Annotated in this window: 21 protein-coding genes; 1 reads left to right on the plus strand and 20 read right to left on the minus strand. The window is 35.6% G+C overall.

Annotated features, from left to right (window positions below):
* Positions 1-171: 171 nt before the first annotated feature.
* The 16 genes from DF185_RS11195 to DF185_RS11275 all read right to left on the minus strand — a co-directional run bounded on the left by DF185_RS11195 (position 172) and on the right by DF185_RS11275 (position 14,207).
* Positions 172-1,314 carry a helix-turn-helix domain-containing protein gene (locus tag DF185_RS11195; RefSeq protein WP_110360833.1) on the minus strand — a complete coding sequence of 381 codons (1,143 nt, stop codon included), beginning with the start codon at positions 1,312-1,314 and terminating at the stop codon, positions 172-174.
* Between the two features lie 205 nt (positions 1,315-1,519).
* Positions 1,520-2,275: a hypothetical protein gene (locus tag DF185_RS11200; RefSeq protein WP_110360834.1), complete on the minus strand. Its 756-nt coding sequence runs from the start codon at positions 2,273-2,275 to the stop codon at positions 1,520-1,522.
* Positions 2,276-2,526: 251 nt separating this feature from the next.
* Positions 2,527-3,480, minus strand: a complete 954-nt coding sequence (locus tag DF185_RS11205; protein WP_110360835.1) for a protein kinase domain-containing protein — start codon at positions 3,478-3,480, stop codon at positions 2,527-2,529.
* Positions 3,481-3,497: 17 nt separating this feature from the next.
* Positions 3,498-4,442, minus strand: coding sequence for an FHA domain-containing protein (locus tag DF185_RS11210; RefSeq protein ID WP_110360836.1), 945 nt, complete (start codon positions 4,440-4,442; stop codon positions 3,498-3,500).
* A 407-nt stretch (positions 4,443-4,849) separates the two neighbouring features.
* Entirely contained in the window at positions 4,850-5,584 is a 735-nt protein-coding gene (locus DF185_RS11215; protein WP_110360837.1) for a DUF6261 family protein, read from the minus strand.
* 694 nt (positions 5,585-6,278) lie between these two features.
* Positions 6,279-6,668 carry a hypothetical protein gene (locus DF185_RS11225; RefSeq protein ID WP_110360839.1) on the minus strand — a complete coding sequence of 130 codons (390 nt, stop codon included), beginning with the start codon at positions 6,666-6,668 and terminating at the stop codon, positions 6,279-6,281.
* Positions 6,669-6,696: 28 nt separating this feature from the next.
* The gene (locus tag DF185_RS11230; protein WP_133250021.1) at positions 6,697-7,425 is read right to left on the minus strand and encodes a hypothetical protein; all 729 of its coding nucleotides are present in this window, start codon (positions 7,423-7,425) and stop codon (positions 6,697-6,699) included.
* Between the two features lie 94 nt (positions 7,426-7,519).
* Positions 7,520-8,002, minus strand: coding sequence for a hypothetical protein (locus DF185_RS11235; protein ID WP_110360841.1), 483 nt, complete (start codon positions 8,000-8,002; stop codon positions 7,520-7,522).
* 128 nt (positions 8,003-8,130) lie between these two features.
* Positions 8,131-8,562: a hypothetical protein gene (locus DF185_RS11240; RefSeq protein WP_110360842.1), complete on the minus strand. Its 432-nt coding sequence runs from the start codon at positions 8,560-8,562 to the stop codon at positions 8,131-8,133.
* Positions 8,563-8,692: 130 nt separating this feature from the next.
* On the minus strand, positions 8,693-9,256 hold the full coding sequence (locus tag DF185_RS11245) for a hypothetical protein (RefSeq protein ID WP_133250022.1): 564 nt from the start codon (positions 9,254-9,256) through the stop codon (positions 8,693-8,695).
* Between the two features lie 137 nt (positions 9,257-9,393).
* Entirely contained in the window at positions 9,394-10,569 is a 1,176-nt protein-coding gene (locus tag DF185_RS11250) for a hypothetical protein (protein WP_110360844.1), read from the minus strand.
* Positions 10,570-10,756: 187 nt separating this feature from the next.
* On the minus strand, positions 10,757-11,326 hold the full coding sequence (locus DF185_RS11255) for a VanZ family protein (RefSeq protein WP_110360845.1): 570 nt from the start codon (positions 11,324-11,326) through the stop codon (positions 10,757-10,759).
* Positions 11,327-11,491: 165 nt separating this feature from the next.
* Positions 11,492-12,322, minus strand: coding sequence for a C-GCAxxG-C-C family (seleno)protein (locus DF185_RS11260; RefSeq protein WP_110360846.1), 831 nt, complete (start codon positions 12,320-12,322; stop codon positions 11,492-11,494).
* Positions 12,323-12,409: 87 nt separating this feature from the next.
* Positions 12,410-12,946 (minus strand): dihydrofolate reductase family protein, encoded by a 537-nt coding sequence (locus DF185_RS11265; protein WP_110360847.1) that lies wholly within the window; start codon positions 12,944-12,946, stop codon positions 12,410-12,412.
* 70 nt (positions 12,947-13,016) lie between these two features.
* The gene (locus DF185_RS11270; protein WP_110360848.1) at positions 13,017-13,772 is read right to left on the minus strand and encodes a helix-turn-helix domain-containing protein; all 756 of its coding nucleotides are present in this window, start codon (positions 13,770-13,772) and stop codon (positions 13,017-13,019) included.
* Between the two features lie 57 nt (positions 13,773-13,829).
* Complete coding sequence (locus tag DF185_RS11275) at positions 13,830-14,207, minus strand: nuclear transport factor 2 family protein (RefSeq protein ID WP_110360849.1); 378 nt, start codon at positions 14,205-14,207, stop codon at positions 13,830-13,832.
* Between the two features lie 541 nt (positions 14,208-14,748).
* Between DF185_RS11275 and DF185_RS11280 the strand changes: the two genes are divergently transcribed.
* A complete protein-coding gene (locus tag DF185_RS11280) occupies positions 14,749-15,537 on the plus strand; it encodes an SPFH domain-containing protein (protein WP_110360850.1) in 789 nt (262 codons plus the stop codon).
* 60 nt (positions 15,538-15,597) lie between these two features.
* On the opposite strand, the gene DF185_RS11285 is transcribed toward DF185_RS11280, so the two are convergent.
* The 4 genes from DF185_RS11285 to DF185_RS11300 form a co-directional block, all read right to left on the minus strand.
* Positions 15,598-16,461, minus strand: coding sequence for a hypothetical protein (locus DF185_RS11285; protein ID WP_133250023.1), 864 nt, complete (start codon positions 16,459-16,461; stop codon positions 15,598-15,600).
* 101 nt (positions 16,462-16,562) lie between these two features.
* Entirely contained in the window at positions 16,563-17,645 is a 1,083-nt protein-coding gene (locus DF185_RS11290) for a helix-turn-helix domain-containing protein (RefSeq protein WP_110360852.1), read from the minus strand.
* A gap of 123 nt (positions 17,646-17,768) precedes the next feature.
* Entirely contained in the window at positions 17,769-19,619 is a 1,851-nt protein-coding gene (locus tag DF185_RS11295; protein ID WP_110360853.1) for a glycoside hydrolase family 13 protein, read from the minus strand.
* 8 nt (positions 19,620-19,627) lie between these two features.
* Complete coding sequence (locus tag DF185_RS11300; RefSeq protein ID WP_110360854.1) at positions 19,628-21,322, minus strand: glycoside hydrolase family 43 protein; 1,695 nt, start codon at positions 21,320-21,322, stop codon at positions 19,628-19,630.

Raw genomic sequence — 21,322 nt, forward strand, 5'->3', positions numbered from 1 at the left:
GTAATGAGTAATGAGTAATGAGTAATGAGTAATGAGTAATGAGTAATGAGTAATGAGTATGCAAAGTTCGGAACTCAATACTACTCTCGCAACTTTATATCCCGAAGGACCGGGACCAGCGAGCTGGCTTTATACTTTATACTTGTGACTTTATACTTGTGACTTGGAACTTTATTGAAACTTAGCAGGTGTGGTTCCTGTGTGTTTTTTGAATGCATTGTAAAAAGCCGACTTGGAATTGAATCCCACTTCGAAACCAATTGCCGTAAGGGTGTAGTTTTTAAATTCAGGATTTTTTAATAGCAGTTTGGCCTCGTTTACACGGTACATATTTACAAACTCGTAGAAGTTTTGTCGGAAGGATTCATTAATAACTTGCGAAATTTGATGTGAGGCCTCTCCCATCATGTCGGCCAAATCTTTAATCTTAATTTGCGGCTGAAGATATGGTTTATGCTCTATCATGTAATGTTCCAACTTTTCTTTAAGCTTTTCAGAACTGTCCTCATCTAAGCCGGTTTTGGCATATTTCACCACATGACCATCAATACTAACCTCTGAGACCGGAAATTGCGCCCATTCTTTCTGAATTTTCTGAATGTGACGCCCAGAAACAATGGCATCGTAACCAATGAAGAACAATAGGGCAATGCTCAACAATTCCAAAGCTGTAAACAGCTGATCGTAATATGGAAATCCGAAATAGGTGAAGTAAACCACCAAAATCATTACCAAATAGGTAAGCATACAAGCCTTTATCAGATTTTGAGTTAAATGCAAATCAAGCTGTTGCACATCGGAACATTGTTCTTTCACCTTACGGTTGTATTTTCCCAATTCAACCAATGCAGCCCATAAAAAGCCAACATTTACCATTACCAGAAGATTCCACTCCCAAATGTTTTCGAGAACATCCACCTGTAAACCACCAAACATTTTCAGGTCTACCAGTTTTTCCAATGAACTCATAAAATAGTAAGGCATGTAGTTTAATAGACTAATGCCAAAAGGAATCAAAAAGAACCAGTCTGTTTTTTGCAAGTAGAATCGCTGTTTTTCAATATTGCGAACATACAAAAATATGAGCAAGCCGCTAAGCATCTGAAAAGGTTCCGAAATGTAGAGCAAATGCGGAATTTTGCGAATCAGTTTGGTATCAATTGCAAATTCGGAAAACAGATCGAAAATCAGGATGAACACAAATAGCATTAGCGGCAGGTATCTTTTTACACCTCTGCTCATTCGCAAAAGTAAGATCAGGATGATAAAGCCAAAGCCTATTCCTGCCAATTCTATCATGTTCCAAATATCCATATTCAAACTTTAAATTCAATACAAAGATAAGATGATTTGACAAGTCACCTTAAGAATCCTGAATATAAACAAATATGAGTTTTTGCTAGCTAAGATTGACTAAAATAAGCTTATAGTTTTTACAACTACCCAACGGTTACAACTAAAAAAACTGAGCGCTTCACAAAAGTGAAACGCTCAGTTGAATTATATTATCGACAATTAACTAAACATGGTTAGCTAATGCATCTGCTTGCTGGGTAATATTCTCATTGTAAATTCCCATAAGTGATTGTAGTACAATACTAGCTGAATCGCTGTTTTGAACGCTATCTGCATTAATCCATACAAACTGCTGTCCGTCGCCTTGCATACTGAAGTCGATATACTGAGTTTGTGATTCCTGAATATTAACCAAACTCTTAGCATTTCCATAATAACCAATGTTATAGCTAGGATTTACAAGCTTGTTTACCACATATACAGTAGCTCTTCTCTCTGCAAATTGTACAGAAATAAATTGGTTAATGTTACTTTGAATTCTTCCTGAATACCAATGCGATTCTGGCACACCATAATAACGTGTAAACTTGTCAAACGACTGTACCTGTCCGTTCATTGGAATTTGCTTGTTGTTAATACCTTGGGTATCAAGAGGCATTTTTACACTACCAATAAAGGCTTGAATTTTTGCCCCTGGTGTTCCGTTAAGAACTGATGCTGAAATTGTATTTGTCTCACTTCCGTCAACAAAACAAAGAGCAGCTAAACCTTGATTTTGTGTTGTACCTGGAACATTTACAATAGCAGGTGCTTGACCCTGTGTTCCTACAATATGTACAGGAGTTGGAGTGTCATTTCCAGCAGCGTTGTAAAAGAACAAGCAGTAAAGTTGTCCATAATTCAAATTACCAGCGCAAGTAGCGGTATCGCCTTGCTTCAATTCAATTAAACCTCCATTAATCCAATTTATTTTAGCCATCGTTATTTAATTTTTGTTCCTACTCTATTTAAAATAGGCTTTTCGGAAATCGCCTAAGAAAATTTCACAACACCGCAGCTACCTTATCGAATGTGTTGTTTCATAATCTCAAATCAAATGTCTAAAATTTAATTGGATAAAAATATATCACAATATATCAGTTGTTCATCATAGATATTCACCTCTTAATCCAAGATTACACATTAAATTAATGGAAAAGTAAAATATTTATAAAATGATATATGATTTTTTTATGTAATAATAGATACAATAGTGTGGTCTAAATTCAAATTCCCAATTTCATGGTCGATTACCGAACAGTTTCGCAAGTCTGCAAAATCGAGCTTAGTAAACTCCCTCAACAATTCCTTTGTATCACCGTACCGTTCACTCCAATCCTTTTTTAGTACTTGTTGCAGGAGCTGTCCCAAATCGTGATATTTTAGATTATCGGGCAATTCAACATCTTTGGTATTTAATTGCTGTTCAAACACTGTGCTCATCGATTGACCCGAAACAACAGCTTGTCCGGTGATACACTCTAACACAATTAGGCCCCAGGAATACAAATCGGATTTACTTGATGGAGGATTTCCCCTTAACTGTTCTGGTGCATTGTATTGAGGCGACACAAAAGGTACATTTTTATCAGCGTTTATTCCTTTTATACTATTTGTATCCTTACCAATAAAATATCCCGTTCCTAAATCAAGTACTTTAACATGTTGCTTGTCGCCATAATGATTAATCATGATGTTATTGGGTTTTAAATCGCCATGTAACACTCCATTTTCATGCGCGTGAACCAATGCTTGCAACACCTGTCCCATGATATTTGCCATATCGGTATAAGACAAGTACCTATTTCGCAAAATGTATTTTTTTAATGTTTCGCCAGGTATGTATTCGAAAACCGCAAAAGGTTCAAACTTCGATAAGAATCCCGCATCGATTAATTGTATGATGTTGGGATGATTGATTCGAGCACAAATATTCACCTCTCTTACGAACTGTTGACACACTCGCTTGGCTAAATCTTTACCCCAGGACCGATCATTCTTAGAGATTTTAATGGCAACCAATTGCCCTGTACTTAATTGTTCTGCCTTAAAAATACATCCACATCCTCCCTCTCCTATTTTCTCGAGAATACCATATTGTTTTTGGAGAGCTTGAAGCTGTGGATAATTGTCCGAATTATTCATGATGGATGATTCTGTAACTACTCTTTCTCAACAGTTAGAATCTGACTTTTTGCAATTTCAAACTTTGACAGTCCGCATCGTAACTTTCCCCTCTTACGTTCCACCACATTCATAAGCAAATGTCCGTAGGGTTTCAATTTCATCAGTGTCTTTCGAAGTCGGCAAATTAAATTATTGATATAATAATCATCTACTTCTTTAAGAACTTCTTTGCTTAATGCCTGAGCAACATCTTGACATTCCACCCATCCGCTAGCCTCTTCATTCAAGCCATATTCCCTATCTTCTTGTTTCACTCGAACCAAGTGCAACAGCAACAAATTATACGAACGTGTGCCCAAATCAAGCTGCAAATCATTGATGTGAATTTTTGCAGACACCTCCTCCTCGTCGCTACTTAATTGCAATTTTAAGCAGGCCTCTTCAATAAAATCGAGTTTTCGGCTGGTACATTCCAGATTTTCATTTTCAACAAAAACATATTCTACATTGCCTATGGTACAGGTTTCCCCATCAATCATTATTCTATCGCCATGCCGTTCCTCAAGCACCCAATCTAAATTTGAGTTTCGGAACAGTAGTACAGCCTCATCATTTTCCAGCAGAATAAGTCCATCTTTCAACTCGATAAAGGAATAAGGCAAATCTTTAGCCTCCAAAAAACTACAAGGAGGACTATCATCAATCAATTTCCATTGGCTGCGTTTAAAAATCGAAAATTGAATTATATCGTTTTGCTTTAGTTTTTCACAGGTGTGAGCAAGCATGCTTTGATTCAGGAGTGTACCATTGCTACTGGTATCGGTTAAAAACCAATTTCCATTCTCCCAATGAATAATTGCATGATTTCTGGATACATCTCGTTCCCTTATTACACATCGATTGTGATAGTCGCGTCCAATACTGTGTTGGCAAAAAAGAACAATTCTTTCACCGTCAACAACATTTTCTAGAATTGCCATTTTGCTATGAAATGTGGGTTAAAAAATAAGTTAGAAACTCCCTTGGAGTAATGATTTTGATTTTCGCCAGTAGTGATAATTGAGGATTTTGTAGCAGGCTTACCTCTGAATGAGATTCGAAAAGATTTAAATTGAATGTAGTCATAAATAACATTTAAGTGGTGGAACGTATATCTAAGTTATGATTATAAATTGAATCTAACAAGAATTTTTTATATGTATTTACACTTAAATTAAAGTATTAACAAACAGAAGAATGTTAAGCTTTTCATCTTTTTTTATGCAAAAAACTCACAAGGAGAGGTATATGCTTGCTGATTTTATTTCTTAACCAATTTCATTAAAAAACCTTCATCCATTACAGATGAAGGCTTTTGTTTAGTTGAATGTAATATTGAGAATATACTCTAGTTGTTTTCTTCTACAGCTTCTTCTTTATTGCGTTTATATGCAGCCATACGGTCGCGAATTTTATTATTGCCTTGATTGATGATTGATTCCATTTTATCGGCAAATACCTTGTACTTATCAGGGTTGGCTGTTCTCATTGCATTTAGGTAACCAACCAGTTCACCATTCACAATGTTTTTACACTCGGCTGATAGTTCAGTTGCCGTTCTGGTTGCATTACGTTGATCCAATAAATCACGCCATTCTGCATTCGATACGTCGAATGCTTTTTGTGATTGCTCAAGATTGGAGATCAATTCAGGCAAATCAGGAATTGCCTGTATATCTTCGGCCATTGCAGGAGATTTCAGATCACTTAAAATCCCTCTTATATGTGCACTTTCATTCATGTAACTATTGTTTATGATATGAATTCCATATCTTTCCAAAGCATCACTAATAATTAATGCACTGGCTTGTTGAGCACTTGGACGACGGTTACATTTGGCCTCCACTTCGTAAAAGATAGCACGAACATCAGTATCTCGCATATCATCTTTTCCTTTTAACACGCTTTTTAGATTGCCTTCATTAAACTTATCAATTAAATGAGAAGTAAATTCACTCAGTTTTGTATAGGTTAGTGTGAAGTATGCATCTTCGTCAATTGGGTAAATTGCCTTTAAATCAACAATGGCTTTACAAATTTCAAGAGTTTCTTTGGTGTTGGCTTTTGAATTAATTTTGTTCATTTAAATAGAGTTTTTTAGGGTTAAACGATATTTGAATTTAAAACAGATAACAACATAAAGCAAGTATTTTAACATTTATTTTTGCAAAACACTCCAATATTAAATCCTCATTTCTTTAATATTAACTCACATTATTAAAACTAATCCATAATTGTTTTAAAATTGAATTACGATAACTTGACACTCCTATCGATCAACAAACACCTTACCTACACTTATATTTTATGAATAATTATTCGAACTCACTGGTATTAAAAAATGCTATGAATTGTGCCATTGCAGACTTCCACAATACGAACTTTTGAAAAAAAATAGAATGGTGTACTGAAAAAAAGTATTATTTGAAAAAGTGGACTAATTGCCGAGAGAAATAGAGTGAAATTTTGGCCAGAAGTACTTTTTCCAAATGCCAAAAACCAACTTTTTGAAAAAAAAGTTGAATTGTAGGCGACAAAAAAGCTTTTTCTGTAAAAGTTGAACAATTGCCAAGGGAAATTGACTGAAAATTTGGCCTGAAGTACTTTTTCCAATTGCCAAAAACCAACTTTTTGAAAAAAAAGTTGAATTGCCGACGGAAAAAAAGTTTTTTCTGTAAAAGTCGAACAATTGCCAAGGGAAATTTACTGAAAATTTGGCTCGAAGTACTTTTTCCAAATGCCAAAACCCAACTTTTTGAAAAGTTGCACAAGTGCACTTACCTTTTAACACTTCGCCCAGAAAAGGAATAAATAAAAAAGCTGCCAAAGGCAATGCTCACCAATCCTACCAATGATGCAAATGGAGCAAATACATACAGCACCTTTGCAATGAATTCTTGCAAGTTTTGTTGGCCAATAAACAAAAAGATGAGTGCAGCCAGCACAAACATGCTGCCTATTATTCTATTGGCAAGCGGATGTTTCGATTGCTTGGCCGATAGAATTAATATGGCACCTAAAACAAAGCGCACCGCTATGGCAACAACATAAACCCAAAACTCCTCCTTATTGCTATCCAAAAAGTCAAAGATGATTTCAGGAGCAAAAATCAGCGATACTCCTGCCAATATCAATAGGATTCCGAATATTTTGATTGCTGTTTTCATGGTAATGACTATTTAATGCTTACTAGCTTTAGTTTCTTTTCTCAAGTAAAGGCATTCCAATGATTTTTTCAAATTCTTTAATTAGTTTGATATATGGTCTATTCATCTTGTTTTTATAATCAAGGCGACTCAGCTTTATGAGACCATATTCGTTTTCCAGTTTAAATTCGATTATAAAATCCGTTAACTCACTACTCCGATATATTTGCCAATCATTGTCAATCCATGTGTGCAGTTCATTATAAATGCGTTTTGTTTTCTCTGTGGAAATAATTACTCCACCAGAATCTATAACATCTCCATGTGTCCACGAGAAGCCATTTGTGATGGTATAAGTAAGCGAGTCGGAATTGAAAAAGTAGTCTGTGACAATTGGATTTTTTTCCTTGAACGATAATAACCGAACAAAATCCCCATCTATCTCATAAAGTCGCCTCATTCCTTGCTTAGCAAGCGTTCGAGACATGATCGTCAGCTCTAAATCCGACAAGTACGAATCCTCATAATCTCTAACAGAGAGGTAGTGTTTTCGGGGAAATATAAATTTCCCTTTTTCAATTAAAGTCAGAGTATCTGGATAATGAAAATAGAAACTATCCTTTTCAAGTTTAATTAGATGTTTTCTTTTAAGCCAATTGTTCTCAATCGAATCTGCATTATTATTATCCCACCAATCCATTTTCGATTTCTCGAAATACTGAGAATATAAATCACCGTGTACTGCGAATAGTAGAAGTAAAATTAAGGCTTGTTTCATTTTTAATAACATGATGTTTACAATAAAAATGGCAATGAATAACACTAGCACATCAAGTTACAAGAAGTTTTAAATAGAAACACAACACTTCCTGTTATTCTTTTAGTTTTAGTTCTTTTAAAGTCTTTTTGAGTAATCGATTTTTGAAGAAGTTACCTGCTATGTTCATTATAAATGCAAAAGCAAGAACAAAAGCGAAACTGAAATATGCTTCAACTTTAAGTTCTGAATAATTCGAAATTATAGTTGCTATTAGAAAAATAGGTATCAAAATAGATCCAAAAATGAATGCGAAGTGACCATAGACCTTTATTGTCAGAAGAATATTTCCAGATTCCTCAGTGAATTTCCCTCTTAAAACTGCAGGGTCACCACCACCTTGGATATAAACGCCAATTGTTATTTTATCTGAGAGTTTAAAATTATTTTCATCCTTAATTTTTCCAGTCAGGTTAACACCATATCCTTTTGTGGCTATTATTTTTTGTAATCTCTTACTGATGTTATTCTTCTCTTTCTTGCTCAATAAAAAGGTAAGCTTCTCTCTACAGAAAATTCGATTCAGGTAATTATTCATTTGATTATTCTTTAGTTCCCCGCTGCCGCAATAGTCCACTCGTGTGGTTAACCTTTACCAATGGAACGCGATAAAATCGCGCACCAGCGGGGTGCATAATTGCAATATTCTATCTAATCGTTCACTTTTTATTTGTAGCAAATCAACTTTACTTTTTCGTCATCAATGTCAAGGGCAAATTGTCCTACACTATTTATAAGCTTAATGATTTCATCCAAATCCTGCTTTATTTCGGATTCCTTGTCAACGATTCTTGGGAAAATTAAGTACTCTATTTCTTTAAATGTCAACCACCCACCGAGAGAGTTATGTCCTTCAAATCCATTTTGCCAATAATCAAAACCAAAGGTTGTATCTTCTTCTAAGTACAATTCGCCAATCTTATCAAGTTGAACTTTTTTAAATTCAATCTTCTTTATCTTTTCAGCATTATCTACAAGTTTATCTATTAGTCTAACCCACTTTGAGTTCGACATAAGATGCTCAGAGAATCGAGTAACTGCTTTTTCTATTTCTCTATCAATTTGTGCGTCGTATAGCTTTGCTTTCTTGGTTCTCATAATTTCGACTAGCGGTTTTGCTAAAATTTGAGGGCAATTTATAATTGCCGCCTTATCGAGCACCGCTTTCGTTTATTGTTTTTGCTGCATTATCTAGTAGGGCATCACCGCCCTAGAATTTTAATTTTTGTTAGCGAGCGTCATTGTTCAATTCGTTCATTCTAATTTGAAAATAATTAGCAAATGAAGTGTCTGGTTTTTGCTCAGTTCCTTTTAATAAAATTTTATCCTGATATATTAATACGGTGTCTGGAATGAAATCAGAATCGTATGGTTCATCTATGAATATAATTCTATTGCCTTGGATTTTATAATTGCCTTTAAAGCTATCGGTTGGTCCCATCCATGTGTTTGGTTGAACTTCAAAAACCTTATTTTCTCTTAAAATTAAAGTCAATGAACTAAGATCATCTATTAATATTGCTTCAAGCTGCTTTTTACTTTTAAAAATTTCCCAATTGACTATTGAACTTGAACTTGCAATTAGAATGAAAATACAATTTATAAGAATAAGCCTTTTTCTTTTTTTTATAATGGAGTAGATTAAGACTATTATAAAACCTATTACTAAAAATCCAGTTATTAGAGTTCCAAAAATCCAGAGTTCCTTAAATAAGTATTCTTCTAAAAGAATCGAAAGACAAAATGTCAATCCAATAAATATCGGGAATAAGTCTCTTTTTATGTTTTTCATTTTGTTATGCTCGCTAACGGTAAATTGTATGAGTAGTGGCAGATTGCATGGCATTTTTCTGTAAAATCGCTACGCAGTTTGAGTGGACTACAAACCTTGATATTTACCACATCTCCTGCCATCACTTATACAAAATATTAGGTGCTTTTTTTATTCTCTTCTTTAATTGAAAGGTAAAAATCAACCGCTCTCTCGTTATAAATAGAAGAATAAACCTTTCTATTTTCGTTGTAGCTTATTGGATTCTTACTCATTAAATTTTCTATTGATTCTCTATATTCCTCTTTTACTAAACGTAACACATACAAAGAAAAGTATTGTGCTGTCTTATAGGATTTTTCCACAACCTCAATTGATGGGTTATAATATGTTTGTAGAGCCGATTCAATTGCTGGAGTAAACTTGGTTACTTCCATTAAAGGAAAATCATCATCGTAAAATACTTCACCAATTTTGTTATGCCTAGAAGATTCGTCAAAATGAACATATTTGTTTCGTATGGTCATAAGTTCTTGTGAATCTTTTATTTCTTTACTTTCTAAATTTATGTCCTGACTAAATAATACTGAATAGAATTTTAAATTCTTGAGTTTATCAGAAAAAGAAGATTTCAAGTGTTTATTTAGCACATCTGGATACTTTTTTAAATCCTCTGTTACTCCAATTCTGATTATAAGATTTAAAAATGATTCAATTTGGAATGCAGCATTCAAAAGCATTGACTTTCCAAGTGTATGAAATTTCACACTCTGACCTATAAACCTTTGTGCATTATCAGTATAAGCTTCTATTTCAGATTGATTCATTACATGAATCCTAGGGCATTTGGGGATTTCTAGATTTAATTTTTCGATTTCACTCCATAAGTAATTTACACATTCTTTATAGCTTCGATAATGATTAATGTAAACAGTATGTTTGTCAAAACTGCTTTTTGCTTCTTCTATTTCTTTTGCATATTTCGCAATGTTTATTTGAAGGAATTTATTTAAATCAAACTCTGGAATTGTTACTGAGTGCATTGCTTCTACAATAGAAGAAGTTCTCCAAATATGAATAAATCCAAGTTCCGATTCTAAAACAAAATCCCACCAAATCATATTATCCAAAGGTTGTCCTTGTTGTAACTGGGTATAAAGTCCATTTGGATGTTTTGATACCATTTGTTTGAGTAATGAATAAATCTTAACAGCATTTATGGTAATGGGAGAGATTCTAGTTGTTGTTTTTTTAGATTTATTCTTATCAATATAGAATTCGTAAAACTTTAGTGGTTTATTAGTCCATTCCTTTATGTCATAATAGTTATTCACTTCTTAAAATTATTTGAGTTCGTTGTTGTCTCTAAAATTGCACCTAACTTGTGTATAACATCAATATTGCTCTTACCCCACCGATATGTCATGATAAGAGCAATAGCTTATGTTTGTCAACCAAATCTACAAAACAAACCTCGCTTAACAAAAGAATAATTCGAGAAATAAGATGGAGAAAAACCTATTAACGTTTCCGTCGAGATTGACGCAAAGCCGTTTTCTTTCTGATCCATTGCCACAGCAAGCTGGCACCAATGGCCATACCCGCAGCCAAACCATTAAAAAGAAAATCGGCCATATCGAACACGCGGCGTGGAATAAACACCTGCACACATTCGTCGAACACTCCAATTAAAAAGGAAAGCAGCAATGTTAATAGTGCAATTGTAAAGCCTTTGTACTTGTCCTTGTATCGTTCGAGCATGGCACGATGTATAAAAACGGTAAGCACCGAATATTCTATCAGGTGAGAACGCTCGGCCAATCCGAGGCGAAGGAATAACATCATGAATACTGCCAAAATACCAAGTACGGTAACGGTATCGTTCTTGTCTTTGGCTCGGCGAAAGGTGTGCAAAATAACTGTAGTCCCAATAATAATCATGCACAGAATAAAAATAAGAGCCTCCATATTTTCGGCGCCTAGCTTTTGTAGCAAAGGAAATCCAAAAATCAAACTGGTTAAAATGGCTAGCCATACCAACAGTACGTATAGCCACAATCTTTTTTCAAGTGATGATTTAAATAAAGGCATAGTCTTACTTTTGTTTATTAATCTGTAAGATACCAAGCTAAAATTTAGATATCAAGCTTTTGTGCAGACTTTGCCATTATTAAATAAACACAAAGCTACGCCAACCTGAAAATAGGCGGCGAAGCTTCTGTTTTTCGGCTTTAAAAGCACGAATTAAGTCTTGTTTTATTTCATCACCTTATAATGCGGCTTCGCAAAAACACGATGAGCAACGGATTTGCTATGACAAGAGGTACAGTTCATATCGCCACTGGTATTATCGAGCTTTCCATGGCTACCATGACAAGTTAAGCAAGTTCTTGTAGTTGCATTATGAGGATCGGCAGCCATATAATCTCCCTCGAAAAATTGGTTCAGTATGTCTACCGTTTTTTCTGCCACATCGGCCGTTAGCCTTCTGCATCTTTCAATTCTCACTTTGTCGCTTACCTTAATCCCCGAAACCTTTGTCCAGTTGGTAACCGAAGCATGGCACAATACAGAATTGGCTTGCGACAATACAATATCCGCATCTACAAGGGGGGCTTTGGGAATAAACACCGGCAGAAATTGCTTCTCGTACCATCGAAACAGGCCAGTAATCATCTTATCTCGATTCTCCTTTTCGGGAACAAATAAAGATATTGCCGCCGCTGCTCCATTTAGTGTTCCACAAATGCTACCATAACCACTAATTCCTCCATGTCCGTATCTCATGCTATGCAAGGGAAAAGATGCGTACGGTTCGCCATAAGCGTCAGCCAATTGCTTGATAATACTCAAAAAACAGGAGTACATACAGCCACCATCTTTGTATTTCTGATAAGCCAATTCTGCAGTAACTTGAGGATCCAAGCTGTGGTATTTCCAATCCATTTCATTGGCAACAGGAGTTAGTGGTTTGGCCTCTTGCTCACTTAAATAATCAGGTTCCGATAGTTTTTGAATTCCCCAAAAACCAATACTACCTCCCAATGCAGCTCCTGCCGCCATTTTTAATGCTTTTCGTCTATCCATTTTAATGATTTTGATAGGAGTTTATTCTCATATCCTATGATATATGTCGGAATGGATAGACAAAAGATGCAATTGGAAATTGATAAATTATTTTTTGCGTTTGTAAGCGCTTTGTACAACCTGGTCGAGGTAAACTTTCGATTCTACAAGCTCATACTCTTGTTCCTTTGGCAGGTTTCCAAACAGAGAAGTTCCCTCGCCTAAGAGAATTGGAATCGTAGTTACAATCAGCTCATCAATTAAATCCTCTTTTAAGAAAGATTGAATGGTTTTTCCTCCATCTATGTATAAGCTTTCATAGCCTTTTGCATGAATGCTTTCAAGAATTTCCGACAGGCTTCCTTTTACCAATTCAATTTTGCCCTTGTACTTTTCCGGTACTTCGCTCATCGAGTTAGAGATTACAAAAACCGGCTTTGTGTAAGGCCAATCAATTCCAAAACTACACACCGTATCGAATGTGTTTCGCCCCATAAGCAAGGCATCTATCCTTTCTATGGTAGACATATACCCCATATCCAATTTCTCAGGATTTGGTATCATCTCTAACCATCCTAAACCTCCGTTGCGATCTGCAATGTATCCATCTAAACTTTGTGCTATAAAAACCAGGTTCTGCTTCATTTTGTATTTGTTTTAAAATTCACTGCAAAAGTCTCACTAATCTAAATGAAAAAATTGTACAAAATTTACCCTATTCCTTTTTCAAGGATTTTACGAATTGCTTTGGACTTAAGCCACAGAACTTTTTGAATACCCTAATAAAATGTGACTGATCGTAGAAACCTGCATCCAAACCAATCTGAATCAACTTTTCGGCATTGTTGTTCTGCAACAAATGAATAGCATGATTCACCTGCTTTAATTTTACATATTCGCCGGGTGTTAACAGGTAATTCTTTTTGAACTTTTGAATAAAACTTTTCTGTGAGATCGAAATGGAGAGATTAAAATCGCCGAGTGATCCTTTGCTCAAAACATTGCTTGACAGATAGTTTTCAAACTTCACCAAATCAGCATCAATTGCTTTGTTTCGAAAAAGAGGCAAGAGTTTTTGTTCTACAAGTTGATAGTTGGGTTCATTTACTGCAAACAAATGGTTGTACAGAATTTCAGAAATCTGCTCCATGGCCTTGCTTCCAAACTTCTCGATGAGCATTCCGTAACAAAATGGCTTCAGAATTAATCCTACATTTCCGTAAACACCCGATACTTTGGTCTGAAAAGGTTCTGTTTTTAAGCCTGATATAATTTGATGATTATTCGTACCTACATAATTCTCAATATTCTGTCCTTCCACCTGGAAAGTATCTCCATAGTTGAAGATCAATTCGGTAAACATTGCCGCATGATGACTGGCCTCCAATTGAAGATTGGAAGCTTTACCCACCCAAATTAAATCAACATATTGATTCAATGGAGAATTAGGACGATATGAATAAGAAGTCATTGATTTGAATAATTTGAAATAAGCAGGCTACAAATCTACTCGTTTTGATCCAACTCTTTATGCTTTATCTACAATCCGAATAATTTTATCCTCTTCGAAAACAAACTCAGATTTTCCAAAAATCTGTAGGATATCACCTTGCTTCATTCCATTGGGAAGATCGGTGGCTAAAGTGGCCTTATACTCAATATCAATCACCACTTTATCCAGTTGAATGTCCCAATTCTTGATAACTTGTTCTCGCTGGTTAAAACAATTCATGGCTTTTTCAGCCTGAGTATGAAATTCATCGATTCCTTCTGTTCGCAAGGTCAAAATCCCTTCTGAAATGTTCTCAAAAACTACATCTTCGTGTAAATCCATGAGCATTCCTTCAATATCGAACTGATTATAGGCCTGAATGTAATGTTCTATTACTTTTTGTAGATTTTTCATGATCCTGCATTACAATAATTTAATCTGAAGCTACGAAACAAAAAATTGCTTACCAAATGTAATCTTATGATTCTCATAAACTTTTGTAATAATTTACACCTATTAAATATCAAGAATCATTCCTATTAGCTTTGCTAAAGCCGCATGGCTCTTACTTTCTCCTTCGATGAGAAAGTAAGCAAAGAATCTAGGGCGTGTAAGCTCAAACCACCTATACGTGAAACCTTTAAGTGCGGCGGGGTGATCTTCGAACAAGTTCTCAGCTTCCCCGTCTTACTAGAAAGTTTTCTGTGTATAAGCAGCTTGACCTTCCAATGCCCACAAAACCTATTCGAACAAAGTAGATGTCATTTACACCTCACTTTGTTAACTTGAAGTAATTGAAAGAGTTTCCTACAAAAAAATCCTAAATAGCCTTAAATGCTAATCGGTATTATTTCGTAAATTTATTAAAAGGCCGATCCGCATTGAATAATACCATTCTTTAGAGCACTTCTGAACCATGCTTCTACTCACCCATTCAACTTTAAAAACATTTCTCATGGACATTTTACTGATTTTATTTTCGGCAGTTGTAGTATTCTTTTTTGCAGGCGTCAGAATTATTTTCGAATACAAAAGAGCCTTAAAATTCCGATTCGGAAAGTACATTAAGATCCTTAATCCAGGATTCCGATGGATCATTCCCATTGTAGAAACGGTTAATATTGTTGATATACGTGTGATTACCATCAATATTGATTCGCAGGAGGTAATGACCGAAGATAATGTTCCTTGTAGCATTGATGGAGTTGTTTTCTTTAAAATAGATGATCCCGAGAAGGCTGTTTTGGAAGTGGAAGAATACAAATTTGCCATTATGCAATTGGCTCAGGCCGCTTTACGAGATGTATGCGGAAAAGTAGAGTTAGATACCATTCTGTCGAAACGAGAAGAGATGGGCAAAAACATCAAAACCATTGTTGAAAAGGAAACCCAGGAATGGGGAATCATCATTATCGATGTAAAAATTAAAGACATTCAGTTGCCAGAGAATATGCGCCGCATGATGGCCAATCAGGCAGAAGCAGAACGTTCTCGCCGTGCCCGTGTCATTCTCGCTTTAGCTGAAGAAGAAGCCGCAGAAAACCTATTATCTGCAGGGAAATTGATTGATAAATCACCATCTGCCATTAAATTGAGATTGTATCAAACCTTGGCAAACATTGCATCGGAGAAAAACTCAACCATACTGTTCCCATTCCCCGAAGAAGTTTTGCCACGAAATACAAAAGAATTGGAGTTGGATCCTAAACCTGAAAAAGCAAAAGGGAAAAAGGATAAGAAATAATGTAAAAAGAGATAAATCATCCCAAGACAATTTTTGCTTTGGGATGATTTTCATTTTAAATTAGTTCCTATAGCTTCCGTCAGGTAAAACGGTAGGAAATTTGTACTTCGGATCGGTAAGCAATGAATAAATATCAGGATCTTTTTCTTCTACCAATTTTTTGGTGTGCAATTTCCATTCATGTCCAATCTCAGCAGATCTATTTTCTTGTGCACCTAAAATAGAAGACATTGCCCAGTAAAAATACTCTACGGTTTGACAATCGGCATAGCTACAAGTTTTATCATCGTATGTATACCAAGCTCCTTCCGGATAGCTTTGAGGAATTTCCAAGAATTTCCCTCCACGTGCAACATCCATAGCTTCTGCTAATGCAGTGCCTTCTTCCAAACCAAAAACCTCAGGATAAACCTTACAGTGCCCAGCAAAATTGATCAAGTGCCAAACTTCTTCCAATGATGCGTCAAACTCTCCCTTTCTGCCATTCTTCACAAAATCAGGATTGGTTTCGTCATTACCCAAATCTTGTCCTGCCGCATCCTCAGGCATTTTTACGGTTTCCATATCCGATTCAGAAGCCCACATGAATAGAAATGCTTTGTTTTCTTTCATTTTATCAAGCACCTGTTGATTGTCAACCTTTCCATCCTCGTCGTTATCCAAATACTGAGCCATTACATTTGCTGCATGCAATAGTTTCGAATCTTTCACATTAGGTACAGCATAAATAGGAATCCCAAAAACCTCAACTTTTCGATTGAGTCCGGAAAATCCTTTATCGTTGTTCGCTACAATCTTAAAATTGATATCATTTCCTTCCTCAACTGTATTGGTCTTGATATCGTCATCATCACTTGAACAAGATATACATGCCGTTGCTAACAAAACCGCTCCTAATACTACCATCGAAATAAACTGCTTCATAAATTTCATTTTTAAATTAAACTTCACACCGATCTGAAAAATCGGTTATCAAATGAACGCTCATTTTTAAAATTTATGAAATCAAAAGTATCCCGTTGCGTCTATTCGGACTTTTTTAGGAGCATTTCGTACTGCTTAGGAGTAATTCCCTCTTGTGATTTAAACGTCTTGTAAAATGTAGATTTTGAATTAAATCCAGCTTCTTCAGCTAGTCCTAATAAAGTCAATTGCGATGCTTTTGGTGAGTTCAGAAGGAGTTTGAACTCTTCTATCCTAAAATGGTTGATAAACTGGTAAAAATTCTGATTGGACTGCTGATTTATCAAACGTGAGATCTCTTTTTCGTTCATTTTTACCGATTCAGACAACACTCTTAAATTTAGTTTGGGATTGGCAAACAGCTTTTGCTCCTTGATATGTTGACACAAATTGTCATACTCCGTTTGGTCTGCTTTTAACTTTTCTGTATCCTCTACTTCTTCATCATCTTCATGACTCTCTTTTTCATCTCTGAAAAACAACCTCTGCTTAAAAGTTTCTGATTGTGAAAATCCATTGTGTCCAATCCAAAACACCATGAAGAAAGTTAAGATACTTGATATGATCGCAAAGTAATCTGTTATTAATTCATTTTGAATTGCTACAATATCTTCCAAGATCCAAAGTACATGAAAAGTAAAAAAGACATAAACAATTGCCTTTATCCAATGCAAGGATTTGTACTCCAAATCAGAGTAGAAATTGTTAACCATTTCGCGATGTTTGCGGATGACTGATAAAATCAAGAATAAAATACTAAGATTAAATAGATACTCGATATAGATTAATTCATGCACATCTACTCCCAGGTAAAATAGCAAGTTCTGAATGATTCCTGCTCCAAATAGAAATACATACCAAACTTTAATGGCACTGTTCATGGTCTGATGAATGTACAGCAATAAAAAAGGAATGGTAAACAATGAAGTTTGAATAAGAATGATATTCTCATCGACTATGGATTCTGTTAGCACATCCAATACCTCACAACCCAAACACCAAAGCATTGCTGCCAAATATACATTGGCTCTTTTATTCTCCGATTTTGCCAATAAAAACAATACACCCAACATAAAAGTCATGGATGTTGTCAGAATATCGATTAACGAAAAAGGGTTGAGATCCAATTGAAATGAATGGTGCATACAAGCAATATTTTATGTGGGTTTGGTTTATTAAACAGCCAAAATTAAAAAATATTACACATTGGAATCTAAAAAAAATCCCCTAACAAAACTGCCAGAGGATTCTTTATACTAACTCTATTTCTAATTTATCTCTAATATCAAGGCCGATCTTGCCGGAACCTCAAAGCTTCCATTCAAACTATAGGTCTTTCCAGAAATGATATCTTTTCCAGTTTCATTACCATTCAACATTTCGTGGTATCTGGCTGTTTTAATTTGAGCCGCTTCCTTATTCTTGTTTAATATCACCATTACTTTTCCTGCATCAGAGTATCTGAAGTAAGAGTAAATCCCAAGTTCAGGAGCATAATGCATCAATTTGCCGTTATGAATTACATCACTTGTCTTTCTCCAGTTCAGTATTCTCTTCATAAATGCTTGCGCATCTTTTTCCTGATCACTTAATCCTTCACCAGTAAAGGCATTGATTTGATCGCCTTCCCATCCGCCTGGAAAATCAGTTCGTAGTTTTCCATGATCGCCTCCTGCATCGCTCTTGGCTAATATTTCAGTTCCGTAATAAATTTGTGGAATTCCACGCATGGTAAGTGTGTATACAATTGCCATTTTATACAAATCGTAATCTCTTTCTACCTGATCAAAAATACGAGCCATATCATGATTATCTGGGAATATTACCAGGTTACCCGGATCAAAATACAAGAAGTCATTTGCCAACATTTCATACAGCTTAATCCAACCTGTACCCCAGGTTTCTTCTTTGGTCAATGCTTCCACCATGGCATTTTGCAATGGAAAATCCATTAAACTTGGCAAATTAGATCTATAACCATCATGATTTACTTTTCCTTTTTGCCAATAAGATACAATTGCAGGGTTCGTACTCCACTCCTCACCCACAATGTTGAAGTTTGGATACTCTTCCATTACTCTTCCAGTCCATTCTGCTAAAAATTCTGCATCCGAATATGGGTAAGTATCAACACGAATTCCCGAAAGACCTGCATACTCAATCCACCAAATTGCATTCTGAATTAGGTAAGTTGCCATGAACTCATTTCTTTGATTCAAATCAGGCATTGTTTTTACAAACCATCCATCAGCAAATTGTTTCAAATCCTCTTTAGATGCGTAAGAATCCTGTATTGTTGATCGCTTGTGGGTACATTGCATAAACTCCCCTTTGTTGTTTATCCAATCTACAGAAGGCACATCTTTCATCCACCAGTGTTCCGATCCACAATGATTTAGAATCACATCCATAATTAAACCAACTCCTTTTTCCTTTGCCAAACGAGATAACTTCTGATATTCCTCATTCGATCCATATCGTCCATCAATTTTGTAGTAATCGGTAGTTGAATATCCATGGTAAGAATATTTTTCCTGATCATTTTCCAACAATGGATTCACCCAAATCGCAGTAAATCCCATATCTGCAATGTAATCAAGGCTATTGATCATTCCCTGAATATCTCCACCATGGCGTCCATTGGAATCACTTCTATCAACCTGTTCCTTTAAACCAGCAACATTATCATTTTCCGCATTACCATTAACAAATCGATCCGGAGTAATTAGGTACATTACATCTTTCGGGGTAAAACCAATTCGTTCAGCCGAACCTTCTTCCCTCTCTAAAAGCTGGTATTTGTAGCTTACTGCTGTTTTCTTTCCTTTCTTAAAAAGAATATCAAATTCACCAGCTTTTGTGTCTTTTTCGATTAATAAATCAACAAATAAATAATTTGGGTTCGATACTCTACTTACCTTGTCAATACTTACGCCAGCATAATTCAATTCTGGTTTCAAATCTGAAATGTTCTCTCCATGAACCAACAATTGTAGTTTTGGACTCTTCATTCCAACCCACCAGAATGCAGGCTCTAAGTGATCAATCTTATTTTTTGCAAATGCAGTGATGTTTCCTAAAAACAACACAGTAACTATTGCTAATAATAATCTTTTCATATCGTGTTTTATTTTAACGTTTCATAATTACATTTCACCCAATCAAAATCGACATAAGCATTACTTTTCTTGCCGTTAGAAGTACAATACATACCTAAATAAGCACCAGTATAACCTCTACTAATAATGTAATTGTTTTTGATAGATGTTAGTCTCTTAAACTCATTTCCATTGTCCAATGAATACTCAAAGTGATATTGCTCTTTATCTGCCTTCACTCTTAAAATGATCTCTCCTTTGTACAATTCAAGTTCATCATTAGCAATTACATTTTGCTCTTTGTCGTGAGCCTTTAAACTCAGTTTTAGAGTATATCCCTTGGCTGCTCTTTGAACAGTCATATTGATATAATTATCATCCTTTTGGAACAGACTGATACCTGCCTCCACATTCTTCTGTTTCGACTTGAAGTTCATTTTCACTTCATAGTCGTACAAACTTTCTTTTTGTCGAAATCCCATTAAGCTGGCTCTGCCTCGTTCTTTTATCACATTAGGATTAGCAAACAACCTTAAATGTCCTTCTCGCTTGCTTAACGAATAAGTATTCGGCATAGGAACTCTTCTGAAGTTCCATTCCAGGTTAAGAACATCACTATCGAATTCATCTTTAAATTCTTCTTTACGGATTTGTTTAGTTCCTTCAAATGGTACAGGGTTTAGACGTTCCACTCTTCCTGTTTGAGGTGCACATACTGGCCAATCATATTTAATTTCCTGCCACTCGAATGGTTCTCTTTCCCATTGCACAGGTATCAAGTGACTTTCACGTCCCATGTTTGAACGGCGATCAACATCACCACGAATTCCCAAAGCTACCATATACCAACGTCCATCTTCTAATTGAATCAAGTCGGCATGTCCGGTACTATTTACCCAAAAGTCATATGTCAAATGTCTTGTCGATAGAATTGGATTGCGAGGGTTCGAAAAGTATGGTCCTTTAATATCATCACTCACGGCTATCATTACAGCATGATTAAAGCTGGTACCTCCTTCGGCAACCATCAGGTAATATCTTCCATCATGCTTGTACATGTGTGGGCCTTCTACCCAAACACCACCACAGGCACCTCTCCACAGGTAATTTCTTTCGCCTGTTAACTTCCAGTTCTCCAAATCAATTTCCTGCAACCAGATCTCTCCTTCTCCATCGAAATTTGGATTTTCAGGTGAATGAGTTCCCACATACCACACTTTGCCATCTTCGTCGAAGAATATATCAGGATCAATTCCTGGAGCCCCTTCCAAAACATGAGGTTCAGACCAAGGTCCCTCAGGTGATTTCGCAGTAATGATAAAGTTCACAAAATCGGTAGGATTCTCTTTTTTATTAGGGTCATAATACACATTGGTAGTGATAATGTAAAAAGTACCTTCATGATATCGAATGGTTGGTGCATGAATACCTCCATTGGAATTTACATCTACCAAATTTACAGCTCCATTACACTGGTTTTCTCTATGTAATCCATAGCCTATCAATTCCCAATTCACCAAATCTTTACTGTGATGAATTGGTAAAGCTGGAAAATACTCAAATGTAGAGTTCACCATATAATAATCGTCACCTACTCTGCAAATGGATGGATCAGGATATCCTCCTTTAAGTATTGGATTTTCAAAGGTGTTTTGCTGAGCAAAAAGATTAGAGCTGATTAAAATCAACACACTTAATGTGTATTTTATTATACTACTATTCAT

It is taken from the genome of Marinifilum breve (assembly GCF_003202155.1).
GTDB lineage: Bacteria > Bacteroidota > Bacteroidia > Bacteroidales > Marinifilaceae > Marinifilum > Marinifilum breve.